Raw genomic sequence first — 13,103 nt, 5'->3', positions numbered from 1 at the left:
CCGAGGGCCAGCCCGCGGCCCCGTCGTACTTCTCTATCGATGCCGCGATGAACAAGCGCACCCATCCGCTGCTCGCCCAGGACCGGGCCATCCCGCAGTTGTCGCCGGAGCGGGTGCGGGCGGAGCTCGCCGCCGGGACGCGGGTGCTCGATGCGCGCAGCGTGGACGACTTCGCCGCGGGGCATCTGGCCGGGTCGGTCAACGTCGGGTTCGACGGGCGGTTCGCCGAGACCGGTGGGATGGTCGCCGAGGTGGGGGAGCCGATCGTGTTGATCACCTACCCGGGGCAGGAGCAGGACGCGGCGGTGCGGCTGGCCCGGATCGGGTCGGACAACGCGTTGGGGTATCTGACGGTCGGGTCCGACGGGGTGTTCCCGGCGGAGCTGGCGGGGCTGGTGGTCCCGGCGCCGCGGACCACCGTCGAGCAGCTCGAGGCGTTGCTCGCCGCGGATGCGGTGACGTTGGTCGACATCCGTAATCCCGGGGAGCGGGAGTTCGGGACGATTCCGGGGGCGGTGCCGATTCCGTTGGCGCAGCTGCGGGCGCGGCTCGAGCAGGTGCCCACGGGTAAGCCGATCGTGGTGCACTGTGCCGGGGGGTGGCGGTCGAGTGTGGCCGCGTCGCTGCTGCGGGCGCAGGGCTTCGAGAACGTGTCGGACCTGCTCGGCGGGTACAACGCCTGGGCCGACGCCCACGTCCCCGCCTGACCGGCGCCGCAATTCACGACAGCCCGCCCCTGGTCGACCAGGGGCGGGCTGTCGCCGTCCCGCACCGCCCGGTCCGCGGAGGATCGTGCCCGCCTGGGATCATGCCTGGACGAGTCCCCGATTTCTGGAGCAGCAGATGGCCTACTTCGAACGGATCGGTCCGGCCGCGTTCCGGCCGACCCATCACGTGGGCGGCGCCTGGAACCCGCAGGAACAGCACATCGCGCCCGCCCTGGGGCTACTGGTCCACGCCGTCGAATGCGACCGGGACGCCCGCCGCGACGACGGACTGGTCGTCGCGCGCCTGTCCTACGACATCCTCGGCACCGTCCCGGTCGACACGGTCGAGACCACCGTGACCGTCCTGCGTCCCGGGCGCACCATCGAGCTCGTCGAGGCCGTCCTCACGCACGACGGTCGCGCCGCGGTACGGCTGCGGGCCTGGCTCATGCAGCCGCGCCCCACCCCGGCGCTGGAAGCGACGTCGCTGCCGCGGATCGACCCGCCCGAGGCCATGGCCCCGTGGGACGCCTCGACGGTGTGGCCGGGCGGGTTCATCGCCTCCACCGAAGTCCGCCGCACCCAGCTCGAGCCGGGCCGGGCGGCGTACTGGGTGCGCACCCCGCTGCCCCTGGTGCTCGACGAGAAGGTCAGCGCGCCGGCCGGTGCCGCCGGACTGTTCGACATCGCCAACGGCATGACCGTGCGGGCGTCCCCGGACGACGTCGCCTTCCCCAACGTCGACCTCACCGCCCATCTGTTCACCGAGCCTCGTGGTGACTGGCTCGGCTTCGACACCACCGTCTCGTTCGGTCCCGACGGTCTCGGCCTGACGAGCAGCGTCCTCCACGACACTCGCGGTCCCGTGGGCACCGTGTCCCAGATCCTCACCCTCCGCCCCAACTGACCGTCGTGCCGGCGGGACGTACGCACGCGACGGGGCCGGTCAGGCGCCGACGTAGGCCGCGAGGTGTTCGCCGGTGAGGGTGGACCGCGTGGCGACGAGGTCGGCGGGCGTGCCCTCGAACACGATCCGGCCACCGTCGTGGCCGGCGCCGGGTCCGAGGTCGATGATCCAGTCGGCGTGCGCCATGACCGCCTGGTGGTGCTCGATGACGATGACCGACTTGCCGGAGTCGACCAGCCTGTCGAGCAGACCGAGCAGTTGTTCGACATCCGCGAGGTGCAGACCGGTCGTCGGTTCGTCGAGGACGTAGACACCGCCCTTCTCGGCCATCCGGGTCGCCAGCTTGATTCGCTGCCGTTCACCGCCGGACAGCGTGCTGAGCGGCTGGCCGAGGCTGAGGTAGCCGAGCCCCACGTCGGCGAGCCGCTCCAGGATCTTGTGCGCCGCCGGGATCCGCGTCTCACCCGCGCCGAAGAACTCCTCGGCCTCGGTCACCGGCATCGCGAGCACGTCGGCGATGCTGCGGCCGCCGAACGTGAACTCCAGCACCGCGGACTGGAACCGCTTGCCTTCGCATTCCTCGCAGGTGGATTCGACGGTGGCCATCACTCCCAGGTCGGTGTAGATGACCCCGGCGCCGTTGCACGCCGGGCACGCGCCCTCGGAGTTGGCGCTGAACAATGCCGGCTTCACGCCGTTGGCCTTCGCGAACGCCTTCCGGATCGGGTCGAGCAACCCGGTGTAGGTCGCCGGATTGCTCCGCCGCGAACCCCTGATCGCCCCCTGGTCGACCGTGACCACGCCCTCGCGCCCGGCTACCGAACCGTCGATCAGCGAGCTCTTCCCGGAGCCCGCCACGCCGGTGAGGACGACCAGCACGCCGAGTGGGATGTCCACGTCGACGTTCTGCAGGTTGTGCGTGTCGGCGCCGCGCACTTCCAGCACCCCCGACGGGGTACGCACCGCGGGCTTCACCGACGCGCGGTCGTCCAGGTGCCGCCCGGTGAGCGTGCCACTGGTGCGCAGGCCCTCGACGGTGCCCTCGAACACCACCTCGCCGCCCCCGGTGCCGGCCCCCGGCCCGAGGTCGACGACGTGGTCGGCGATCGCGATCGCCTCCGGTTTGTGCTCGACGACGAGCACGGTGTTGCCCTTGTCGCGCAACTGCAGCAACAGGTCGTTCATCCGGGCGATGTCGTGCGGGTGCAGTCCGATGGTGGGCTCGTCGAAGACGTAGGTGACGTCGGTGAGGGAGGAGCCCAGGTGCCGGATCATCTTGGTGCGCTGGGCTTCTCCCCCGGACAGGGTGCCCGCCGGCCGGTCGAGGGAGAGATATCCCAAGCCGATCTCGGTGAACGCGTCGAGGAGGTGCTGCAACCCGGTGAGCAGCGGAGCCACCGACGGCTCGTCCAGGCTGCGGACCCAGTCCGCCAGGTCACTGATCTGCATGGCACAGACGTCGGCGATGTTCCTGCCGTCGATCTTCGAGGACAGGGCCTCCTGGGCGAGCCGGGTGCCGTTGCACTCGGGACAGGTGGAGAAGGTCACGGCCCGTTCCACGAACGCCCGGATGTGCGGCTGCAGAGCATCGACGTCCTTGGACAGCATCGACTTCTGGATCTTCGGGATCAGCCCCTCGTACGTCAGGTTGATCCCGTCGACCTTGATCTTGGTCGGTTCCTTGTAGAGCAGGTCGTGCAGCTCCCTCTTGGTGTACTTGCGGATCGGCTTGGCCGAGTCGAAGAATCCGCAGCCCCGGTAGATCCGGCCGTACCAGCCTTCCATGCTGTAGCCGGGGATCGTGAGCGCGCCCTCGTCCAGCGACAGGTTTTCGTCGTACAACGCGGACCGGTCGAAGTCGGTGACCGAACCCATCCCCTCGCAGCGGGGGCACATGCCGCCGAGCCGGTGGAAGGTTGCCTTCTCGGTCTTCGTCCTCCCGGCGCCGCGCTCGACCGTGATCGCACCGCTGGCTTTCACCGAGGGGACATTGAACGAGTACGCGTTGGGGGAACCGATGTGCGGTTGCCCCAACCGGCTGAAGAGGATGCGCAGCATCGCGTGCGCGTCCGTGGCGGTGCCGACGGTGGAGCGGGGATTCGAGCCCATCCGCTCCTGGTCGACGATGATCGCCGTCGTCAATCCTTCGAGCAGGTCGACGTCGGGACGCGCCAGGGTCGGCATGAAACCCTGTACGAAGGCACTGTAGGTCTCGTTGATCAGTCGTTGCGACTCCGCGGCGATCGTGCCGAACACCAGCGAGCTCTTGCCCGAGCCGGAGACCCCGGTGAACACCGTCAACCGGCGCTTCGGGATCTCGACGCTGACGTCGTGGAGGTTGTTCACGCGCGCACCGTGGACGCGAATCAGATCGTGGCTGTCGGCAGTGTGCAGCGTGGGGGATTGCGTGTCCGTCTTCGTGGCCATGCTCATGGTGTCTCCATCCGCCGGGAGGGGAAAGCTCGGGTCAACGGTGACGTCATGGCGGTCAGGCTAGTTGCGGCTCCGCAGCTCCCGCTTCTCGATTCCTGATCGGTCGGGTCACGGTCTTCGCGACACACGACGGCATCCCCGCCGCCGCGTGCGCCGCCTGACGCCGGTAGACGCTGGGCGGCACACCGACCAGCTCGGTGAAGCGGGTGCTGAAGGTGCCCAGCGACGAGCAGCCCACCGCGAAACACACCTCGGTGACACTCAGATCGCCGCGACGCAGCAGTGCCATCGCGCGTTCGATGCGCCGCGTCATCAGATACGCGTACGGCGACTCCCCGTACGCCGCCCGGAACTGCCTGCTGAGGTGTCCCGCCGACATGTGCACTCCGCGAGCGAGCGCCTCGACGTCCAGCGGCTGGGCGTACTCCCGATCGATCCGATCACGAACGCGGCGCAGCCGCGCGAGATCGCGCAGGTGCTGCGCGTCAGCAGGTCCCCCGGTCACCTACGCGATCGTGCCACGTCGCAGCGGAGTTGCCCAGTGCTTTCGATGGGTCGCGCGTGGACGGCGAGTTCGTCGACGAGAGGGACGGCCTCGTGCTCGCCGGATCGATCAGGAATCGAGAAGCGCGGGACGCGGAGACGCTCCTACTCTGCTCGTCATGGATATCACCATTCACACCAGCTTCCTGCCGCACGACGACCCGGAGGCGTCGCTCGCCTTCTACCGCGATGTCCTCGGCTTCGAGGTCCGCAACGACGTCGGGCAGGGCAAGATGCGCTGGATCACAGTCGGTCCCGCAGGTCAGCCCGACACGTCCATCCTTCTGGCGCCGCCGGCCGTCGACCCGGGTATCACCGACGACGAGCGTCGCACCATCGCCGAGATGATGGCCAAGGGCACCTACGGCTGGATCCTGCTGGCCACCCGCGATCTCGATGCCACGTTCGAGAAGGTGCAGGCCGGGGATGTAGAGGTCGTGCAGGAGCCGACCGAGCAGCCGTACGGCATCCGCGACTGCGCCTTCCGAGACCCGGCGGGCAACATGGTCCGTATCCAGGAACGTCGCTGAGTCGCGCGACGGCGCCGAAGTAGACGAAAGTCCTTGCATCGATGGTGATCTGGTATCCGTAGTCCACGTGCCACGGTAGCCGCGCCTCCGCCCCCTCCGCGTCTCCGCGCCGTCGCCCAACGTCCCGACGGGTGCCGCCAGGATCGCTCGGCGCGCCTCCGGTTCGCTCGCGCTCGAGGTGTCGAACTCTCGCTCGACCGGGCCGCGACGAGGTGGCTGCCGTCAGGCGTTCTCCGGTCCGGCCGGTTCCACGTGGATGAAGGTCTCGGTGTGCGGCAGCACCGCGTCGATCGCCGCCTCGATGCGGTCGGCCATGTCGTGGGCGGTCCGCACGGTCCAGTCGCCGGGCACGGTCACGACGACGAACACCTGACGCTGCCGGCCGGATTCGACGGTGCGCAGCGGCGCGAACTCGACGGGGCACTCGGCACGGAACCGGTCCAGTACGGCGTTGACCTGGTCCTGTTCGTGCTGGGGGAGGGCGGCGCTGAGCAGGCCGCTGACCGAGCCGCGAAGCAACCGGTACCCGGTCCACAGGATGTTGACGCCCACCGCGAGCGCCACGATCGGGTCCAGGGGCTCCCAGCCGGTGACGGCGACCAGCGCGATGCCGACGATCACTCCGGCGGAGGTCCATACGTCGGTCAGCAGGTGCTTGCCGTCCGCGACGAGCGTGATCGAGCGGTGCGTGCGTCCCACGCGCAGCAGGGTGAGGCCGACGCCGAGGTTGATCACCGAGGCGACGGTCGACAGGGCCAGTCCGAGCCCTGGCTGGACGAGCGGAACCGGGCTGATCAGGCGTTCGATCGCGGTCCAGATGATGGCGGTGGCGGCGACGAAGATCATCGCGCCCTCGACCAGGGCGGAGACGTACTCGGCCTTGCCGTGGCCGAAGTGGTGGCTCGCGTCCGGGGGGCGGGCCGCCACCCGCAGCGCGATCAGCGCCACCACTGCGGCGACGAGGTTGACGCCGGATTCGAGGGCATCGGAGAGGAACCCGACCGAGCCGGTCGCCCATGCGGCGCTCGCCTTGAGGACGATGGTGAGCACCGCGGCGGCCAAGGAGAGCAGCATGAATCGGAACAACAGCCGGTCCTGCTGTTGCCGCGATTCGGGCACGGACGTCGTCATCCGACTCCTCCCGCTCGGTCGGCTTCCGTGGTCGCGGAGCGCGTGGTCGACGCGCCCGCGCAGGTGTTCCCCCTTCGGGACGCGGGAACACCTGCGCCGGGCCGAACGACGGGTCAGGCGGCCGTCGTGGCGTCGAGCAGCGCCTGACGCTGGTTGGCGCCGAGGCCCCCGATGCGGCGGGTGTCCGGGATCGACAGCTGCTCGAGGAGCTTGGCGGCCTTGACCGCGCCGACTCCGGGCAGCGCCTTGATCAGGGCGGAGACCTTCGTCTTCTTCACGACCTCGTCGGTCTCCGCCTTCTCGAGCACGGCCGGGACGTCGAGCTCGCCGGCCTTGACGGCGGCGAGCAGCTCGCTGCGGGCCTTGCGCACTTCGGCGGCCTTGGCGAGTGCGGCGGTGCGCTGTTCGTCGGTGAGAACGGGTGCTGGCATGACGGCCCCCTGTGTTGTCCGATGGTGAGCGGCCCCGGGCGAGGCTGCCGCGGCTGATGCTGCCAGGTCGGACCGACATCCGTCGGTTCGGCACGCGGAGACGGCCGTCTCGGGATTCGCGGGACGGATCCGGCCGATTCGGGCACCCGCCCTGCGACTACGCTGTCAGCGGTTCACGACCGGCGGGACGGAGTAGACGATGAGCGCGGCGAAGGCGGCTACGGTCGGGACCGGTAATGGCCGGCAGGCGATCCTCGACTCGGCGTTGCAGAACATGAACGAGCGCGGGTACCACGGCACCTCGATGCGCGACATCGCCCGCGACGCCGACATCACCGTCGCCTCGATCTACCACCACTTCAAGTCCAAGCAGGAGATTCTGCAGGACATCATGACCAGGGCGCTGCACGATGCGATCGCCATGACCCGGGGGGCGTTGCTGCGGGCGGGTGGTTCGCCGGACGCGCAGTTGCAGGCGCTGGTGCGGGCGTGGGTCATGTTCCATACCACCCGGCAGCTCGATGCGTTGGTGGGTGCGACGGAACTGCGCAGCCTGAACGAGGCCGGTCGCCGGCTCGTCGTCGCGCTGCGCGACGAACAGGAGGGCCTGTTCCGCGACGTCGTCGAGCGGGGCGTCGAAGAGGGGGCCTTCGAGGTGGAGTTCCCGCGCGATGCGGTGCGCGGGATCATCAACATGGGCCAGTCGGTGTGCACCTGGTGGCGGTCCGACGGGCCGCTGCGGGCGGAGGAACTCGCGGACCGCTACGCGGATCTCGCCTTGGCGATGGTGCAGCACCGCCCCCGCCGCGTCGGCGCCCCTGCTTCCTAGCGGTCGATCGGCTGCCCGTCTCGAGCGTGGCAGTCTTCCTTTCTCCCGTCAGCGTTTCTCCAGTTCGGATCCCTTCATCGGCACCGAGGTTGACACCGAACGCTCGTTCGGTGACTCTGTAGGTCACCCGAACGATCGTTTGGCCGACAGGCCGACGCAGGAAGGAATCCGCGATGACTGCATCGCCTGCGGGCGCCGTCGCCGGCCTCGATCTCGACGCCCTGACCGCCCACCTGCAGCGCGTACTCGACGGTGGAGTCTCCGGGGCACTGACCGCCTCCCTCATCGGCGGTGGCCGTTCCAACCCCACCTACCGCCTCGCCGACGACGAGCACGTATGGGTGCTGCGCCGACCGCCGTACGGGCACGTGCTGCCGAGCGCGCACGACATGCGGCGCGAGTTCACCGTCATCGACGCCCTCGGCGGCACGTCCGTGCCGGTGCCCCGCGCGGTGCACCTGTGCGAGGACGAGAGCATCCTCGGCGCGACCTTCTACCTGATGGAACTCGTCGACGGTGTGGCCGTCGGCACCGTCGACCAGGCCTCGGCCCTCACCCCGGACGAACGCCGCCGCCTCGGGTTCTCGCTCGCCGACACGCTCGCGGCGCTGCACGACATCGACCCCGGCACCGTCGGGCTCGGCAGCTTCGGACGCCCGGACGGCTACCTCGAGCGCCAGCTCGGCCGGTGGGCGAAGCAGTGGGAGGCGTCCCGCAGGGTCGACCGGCCCGAGGTCGCGGTGCTGCTCGACAAGCTCCGGCGCGCGCTGCCGCAGACCCGCCACCCGGGGATTGTCCACGGCGACGTCAAACTCGACAACGTCCTTGCCGCGCCGCAGGACCGCGGACGTATCGCCGCCGTACTCGACTGGGAGATGGCCACTCTCGGCGACACCCTCGCCGACATCGGAATCATGCTGAGCTTCTGGGACGTTCCCGGTGCGACACCCAACCCCATCACCCGCGGCCTCGCCACCCTCGACGGCTTCCCCACCCGCGCGGAGCTGCTCGAACGCTACGCCGGCGCGCGTGGCATCGACCTCGCCGACGTCGACTGGTACATCGTCTTCGCCGACTTCAAGATCGCCGTGATCCTCGAGGGTATCGGTGCTCGCCACGACCGGGGCGAGACGGTGGGAGAGGGCTTCGACGGCATCGCCGACATGGTCGGACCGTTGCTCCGGCGCGCCCTCGATCTCGCCGCCACCTCGGCCCTTCCCGCATTGCGCCGCTAGGCGACCACTCGAACCGGAGGAACAATGGATTTCGAATACAGCCCCAAGGTCCGCGAACTGCAGGACCGGCTCACCGGCTTCCTGCAGGAACGCATCCTGCCGGCCGAGCCGATCGCAGCGCAGCAACTGGCGAGCAAGCCCGACTACTGGGGTGCCCCGCCGATCATGGCCGACCTCAAGGCTTCCGCCAAGCGGCAGGGGCTGTGGAACCTCTTCCTCCCCGAGGCGGGCGGGGCCGGCCTGACCAATCTCGAATACGCCCCGCTGGCCGAATTGACCGGATGGAGCCCGCATCTCGCCCCGGAGGCGCTCAACTGCGCCGCACCGGACACCGGGAACATGGAGCTGCTCGCCCGCTACGGCACCGACGCTCAGAAGCAGCAGTGGCTCGGCCCCCTGCTGGAAGGTGAGATCCGGTCCTGCTTCTCGATGACCGAACCCGACGTCGCCAGCTCGGACGCGAGCAACGTCCGCCTCGAGATCGCCGACGACGGCGACGAGTGGGTGCTCACCGGCCGCAAATGGTGGTCCACCGCCGCACTGCGGGAGGACTGCCGCGTCGCGATGGTCATGGGCGTCACCGACCCCGACGCCCCCGCCGGCTCGAAGCACTCGATCGTGCTGGTCCCGATGGAGACCCCGGGCCTGGACATCGTCCGTTCCACGACCGTGCTCGGATTCGACGACCGGCACGAGGGCGGGCACGGCGAGATCGTCTTCGACCGGGTGCGGGTGCCCAAGGAGAATCTGCTCGGCCCGCGCGGCCAGGGTTTCGCCGTCGCGCAGGCCCGCCTGGGTCCGGGCCGGATCCACCACTGCATGCGTCTGATCGGCATGGCCGAACGCGCCGTCGCGCTGATGACGGAGCGGGCGCGCACCCGCGTCGCATTCGGCAGGCCGCTGGCCGACGAAGGGGTCGTGCAAGCCACCGTCGCCGACGCGCGCATCCGGGTGGATGCGGCTCGGCTGATGGTGCTGCGGGCCGCCTGGCGGATGGACGTCGAGGGCGCCAAGGCCGCCCGGCACGACATCGCCGCCGCCAAGGTGCTGGTGCCGCAGACGGTGAAGGAGATCGTCGACGACGCCGTCCAGATCTTCGGCGGTGCGGGCCTGTCCCAGGACACTCCACTCGCGATGCTGTACTCGCAGGCACGGTTCCTGCAGATCGCCGACGGCCCCGACCAGGTGCATCGCCGGTCCCTCGCCCGCGCCGAGTTCGCCGCCACCCCGGTGCTGCACGAGGTGCGCGAATAGGACCACCCGGGGGCGCCCAGTCGACAGACCCCCGGAGCAACTCGTGCAGGTGCCTCCGCCGCTCGGACAAACGCGCCCCGTGAGTGCCGCCCTCGGCGGCAGTCACGGGGCGCGTGCGGCGCTGTGGGCGGTGAACAGCGCCCCGTGCACGCAGGGGCGGTGAAACAGCGCCCCGTGCACGTAGGTGCGGTGACCAGCGCCCCGGGCAGGTAGTGCCCGTCAGAGGGGTCGCGCGATCACACCCCCATCGCGGCGACGATGCCGGCCGGATCCACCACGCGCACCGGACTGCTGGTGCGCAGCTCGCCGAGAACGCGTCCGGCGATCTGCAAGGGGTGCCGAACCGGCCGGGACGCGACCTCGAACCGACGATTCGGCCTGCCGCTCGCAACGAGCGGCAGGCCGAATCATATTCGTAGTCGACAGGATTCGCGGTCCGGTGTCACACCGGAGTGTCGACGAAGCGCTCCTTCAACTTGCGCTTGACCAGCTTGCCGGTCGGTGTGCGGGGCATGTCGTCGCTGAACACGATCCGGCGCGGAAGCTTGTACTTGGCGAGGCGGCCGCGGAGGTGGTCGGCCAGTTCGGCGGCGAGCGTGTCGTCGCCGTCGACGCCGGGTGCGGGCTGGATCACCGCGGTCACGATCTCACCCATCTCGGCATCGGGCACCCCGATCACGCCGGCGTCGAGGACCTTGGGGTGCTCGACGAGCGCGTTCTCGATCTCCTGCGGGTAGATGTTGACCCCGCCGGAGATGATCATGAACGAATCGCGGTCGGTGAGGAACAGGTACCCGTCCTCGTCCAGGTAACCGACGTCACCGGTCGTCGTCCACGCCGGGTGGCGCGGGTGCTGGGCATCGCGGGTCTTCTCCGGCGCGTTGTGGTATTCGAACGGAAGCACGTCGCGCTCGAAGTAGATCGTGCCGATCTGCCCCGTGGGCAGGTCGTCGCCGTTCTCGCCGCAGATGTGGACGATCCCGAGCGCGGCCCGGCCCACCGTTCCGGGCTTGCGCAGCCATTCGTCCGTGTCGACCAGGGTGAGGCCGTTGAGTTCGGTGGAGGAGTAGTACTCCGACAGGATCGGACCCCACCACGCGATCATCTGTCGCTTGACCTCGATCGGGCAGGGGGCTGCGGCGTGCACGGCGACCTGCAGGCTGGACACGTCGTAGCGGGAGCGCACGTCCTCCGGCAGTTTGAGCATGCGCACGAACATGGTGGGCACCCACTGGCTGTAGGTGACCCGGTACCGCTCGATGTACTCGAGGGCCTTCTCGGCATCGAAGCGGTCCATCACGACCACCGTGCCGCCGAGGGCCTGCACCGCGGCGCACGTGCGCAGCGGCGCCGCGTGGTACAGCGGTGCGGGGGACAGGTACACGGTCTCCGAATTCACGCCCCACACCGAGGCATTCATTGCGGTCATCGTGTCGCCGGGTTCGTGGACCTGGCGGTCGGGCAGGGCGGGCTTGATGCCCTTGGGGCGGCCCGTGGTGCCCGACGAGTAGAGCATGTCCGTCCCCCGCGGCTGATCCGCAAGTGCCACGTCGGACTCGGCAGCTGCGGCCGCATCCAGGTCGGCATACCCGGGAAGCGTGCCGCCGAAGCCGAGGCGGTGCTCGGTGTTCGGCAGCAGGGCAGGGAGCTCACCGGCGATCTCCGTGAGCGCGGCGTCCACGATCACGGCCTTCGCGCCGCAGTCGTCGACGATGTACGCGGCCTCGCCGGGGGTGAGATGCCAGTTCACCATCGTGACGTAGAGACCCGACCGCATCGCCGCCCAGTAGATGTCGAACACCCGGGGTGTGTTGGTGGCGAGCACCGCGACATGATCGCCGCGGCACAGTCCCAGCGCGCGGAGGTGGCGGGCGATGCGGATCGAATTGGCTTCGAGTTCGGCGAAGGTGACCGTCCGGCCGGTGTCGGCCATGATCACGGCGGGCTTGTGTGCAGCGGGGTCGAGATAGGCACCGGGATACATGGGTTCTCCAGGGTTCGTTCGGTGGGCGACGAGCTCAGTGGCGACGACGAGCTCAGTGCCGACGACGGGCGAGGGCCACCAGGCAGGCGAGGGCGAGGACCGAGAGCGCCGCGATGAGCAGACCCACGCGCCAGAGGTTGGCGACCTCCCCGTTGATCAGCGCGACCATCGCCATGGGCGCCATGCCACCGAGGATCGCCGCGGCCTGGTATCCCAGAGATGCTCCGGAGTAACGGATCTCCGGCGGAAAGAGCTCGGCGAACAGGGCGGCCTGCGGTCCGGTCTGGAACGACATGACCACACAGGAGACGATGAGCGCGACGGCCAACGGCAGGATGTCGCCCGACGAGGACGCCCCGATGAGCAGCCACATCGGCACGGCCCACAGGCCCATGCCGACGATGCCGATGCCGTAGATCAGCTTGCGGCCGTAGCGGTCCGACAGGTAGGCGGTCAGCGGCACCATCGGTACGAGGACGCCCGCGGCGATCAGGATGATCGCCAGCACGTCCGAGCGCGCGATGCCGAGGTTCGTCGTAGCCACCTGCACCGAGCCGGTGATGGTGATGTAGAACATCACGATGCCGACCAGATAGGTGCCGCCCGCCATGAGCACGGTGCCACTGTTGTGCCGGAGGACCTCGAGGACCGGGGAACGTCGCTGGGCCGGCGCGGCCGCGAGCTTGGCCTCGACCTGCTGGAACTCGGGGGTCTCCTCGAGGTAGCGGTGGATGGCGAACGCGACGAAGAGCATGAACAGGCTGATCCAGAACGGCACGCGCCAGCCCCACGACGTGAACGCCTCGGGCGAGACCGCCCACGCCACCGCCAGGAAGACCGCGTTACCCATCACCACGCCGATCGGGATGCCGAGCTGGGCGAAGCTTCCGTAGAAGCCGCGGCGATCGGCCGGAGCGTACTCGGTGGCCAGCAGGACCGCGCCACCCCACTGCGCCCCGACGGCCAGGCCCTGGCAGATGCGGAGCAGGACCAGCATCGCGGGAGCGAGCCAGGTGATCGACGTGTTCGGCACGAAGCCGATCAGGGTGGTCGCGACACCCATGAGCAGGATGGCGGTCACGAGCACCGGCTTGCGCCCGTACTTGTCGCCGAAGTGGC

12 protein-coding genes are annotated in these 13,103 nt (G+C 69.5%); 6 read left to right on the top strand and 6 right to left on the bottom strand.

Annotation, left to right across the window (positions count from 1 at the left end; all coding sequences use genetic code 11):
- Positions 1-707, top strand: a 707-nt coding sequence (locus tag OEY_RS0123655) for a rhodanese-like domain-containing protein (RefSeq protein WP_010596233.1), incomplete at its 5' end; no start/stop codon positions are given.
- A 136-nt stretch (positions 708-843) separates the two neighbouring features.
- Positions 844-1,614, top strand: coding sequence for a thioesterase family protein (locus OEY_RS0123650; protein ID WP_010596232.1), 771 nt, complete (start codon positions 844-846; stop codon positions 1,612-1,614).
- A 39-nt stretch (positions 1,615-1,653) separates the two neighbouring features.
- Here the strand turns inward: OEY_RS0123650 and OEY_RS0123645 are convergent, their stop codons facing one another.
- The gene (locus OEY_RS0123645) at positions 1,654-4,047 is read right to left on the bottom strand and encodes an ATP-binding cassette domain-containing protein (protein ID WP_029540194.1); all 2,394 of its coding nucleotides are present in this window, start codon (positions 4,045-4,047) and stop codon (positions 1,654-1,656) included.
- Between the two features lie 55 nt (positions 4,048-4,102).
- Positions 4,103-4,552 carry a helix-turn-helix transcriptional regulator gene (locus OEY_RS0123640; protein ID WP_003937200.1) on the bottom strand — a complete coding sequence of 150 codons (450 nt, stop codon included), beginning with the start codon at positions 4,550-4,552 and terminating at the stop codon, positions 4,103-4,105.
- Between the two features lie 157 nt (positions 4,553-4,709).
- Here OEY_RS0123640 and OEY_RS0123635 point away from each other — a divergent pair, with 157 nt between their 5' ends.
- Complete coding sequence (locus OEY_RS0123635; protein WP_003937198.1) at positions 4,710-5,120, top strand: VOC family protein; 411 nt, start codon at positions 4,710-4,712, stop codon at positions 5,118-5,120.
- 222 nt (positions 5,121-5,342) lie between these two features.
- Here the strand turns inward: OEY_RS0123635 and OEY_RS0123630 are convergent, their stop codons facing one another.
- A complete protein-coding gene (locus OEY_RS0123630; protein WP_010596230.1) occupies positions 5,343-6,251 on the bottom strand; it encodes a cation diffusion facilitator family transporter in 909 nt (302 codons plus the stop codon).
- Between the two features lie 113 nt (positions 6,252-6,364).
- A complete protein-coding gene (mihF, locus tag OEY_RS0123625) occupies positions 6,365-6,682 on the bottom strand; it encodes an integration host factor, actinobacterial type (protein ID WP_003937196.1) in 318 nt (105 codons plus the stop codon).
- Positions 6,683-6,881: 199 nt separating this feature from the next.
- Between mihF and OEY_RS0123620 the strand changes: the two genes are divergently transcribed.
- From OEY_RS0123620 to OEY_RS0123610, 3 genes are all read left to right on the top strand, one after another.
- On the top strand, positions 6,882-7,511 hold the full coding sequence (locus OEY_RS0123620) for a TetR/AcrR family transcriptional regulator (protein ID WP_010596229.1): 630 nt from the start codon (positions 6,882-6,884) through the stop codon (positions 7,509-7,511).
- 173 nt (positions 7,512-7,684) lie between these two features.
- Positions 7,685-8,746 (top strand): phosphotransferase family protein, encoded by a 1,062-nt coding sequence (locus OEY_RS0123615; RefSeq protein WP_010596228.1) that lies wholly within the window; start codon positions 7,685-7,687, stop codon positions 8,744-8,746.
- 24 nt (positions 8,747-8,770) lie between these two features.
- Positions 8,771-10,000, top strand: coding sequence for an acyl-CoA dehydrogenase family protein (locus OEY_RS0123610; RefSeq protein WP_010596227.1), 1,230 nt, complete (start codon positions 8,771-8,773; stop codon positions 9,998-10,000).
- A gap of 442 nt (positions 10,001-10,442) precedes the next feature.
- On the opposite strand, the gene OEY_RS0123600 is transcribed toward OEY_RS0123610, so the two are convergent.
- Complete coding sequence (locus OEY_RS0123600) at positions 10,443-11,984, bottom strand: acyl-CoA synthetase (RefSeq protein ID WP_010596226.1); 1,542 nt, start codon at positions 11,982-11,984, stop codon at positions 10,443-10,445.
- Positions 11,985-12,036: 52 nt separating this feature from the next.
- Positions 12,037-13,103: MFS transporter (locus OEY_RS29020; protein ID WP_010596225.1), on the bottom strand; the 1,067-nt coding region annotated here is incomplete at its 5' end.

It is taken from the genome of Rhodococcus sp. P14 (genome assembly GCF_000256505.1).
Taxonomy (GTDB): Bacteria; Actinomycetota; Actinomycetes; order Mycobacteriales; family Mycobacteriaceae; genus Rhodococcus; species Rhodococcus ruber.
Note: the sequence above shows the minus strand (reverse complement) of the source record. Positions and strands in the feature narration are given on the sequence as shown.

Bases quoted from the DNA above. Each gene is read 5' to 3' on its own strand.
- OEY_RS0123610 (WP_010596227.1), top strand. From the start codon at position 8,771: ATGGATTTCGAATACAGCCCCAAGGTCCGCGAACTGCAGGACCGGCTC.
- OEY_RS0123630 (WP_010596230.1), bottom strand. From the start codon at position 6,251: ATGACGACGTCCGTGCCCGAATCGCGGCAACAGCAGGACCGGCTGTTG.
- OEY_RS0123650 (WP_010596232.1), top strand. From the start codon at position 844: ATGGCCTACTTCGAACGGATCGGTCCGGCCGCGTTCCGGCCGACCCAT.
- OEY_RS0123635 (WP_003937198.1), top strand. From the start codon at position 4,710: ATGGATATCACCATTCACACCAGCTTCCTGCCGCACGACGACCCGGAG.
- mihF (WP_003937196.1), bottom strand. From the start codon at position 6,682: ATGCCAGCACCCGTTCTCACCGACGAACAGCGCACCGCCGCACTCGCC.
- OEY_RS0123645 (WP_029540194.1), bottom strand. From the start codon at position 4,047: ATGAGCATGGCCACGAAGACGGACACGCAATCCCCCACGCTGCACACT.
- OEY_RS0123600 (WP_010596226.1), bottom strand. From the start codon at position 11,984: ATGTATCCCGGTGCCTATCTCGACCCCGCTGCACACAAGCCCGCCGTG.
- OEY_RS0123615 (WP_010596228.1), top strand. From the start codon at position 7,685: ATGACTGCATCGCCTGCGGGCGCCGTCGCCGGCCTCGATCTCGACGCC.
- OEY_RS0123620 (WP_010596229.1), top strand. From the start codon at position 6,882: ATGAGCGCGGCGAAGGCGGCTACGGTCGGGACCGGTAATGGCCGGCAG.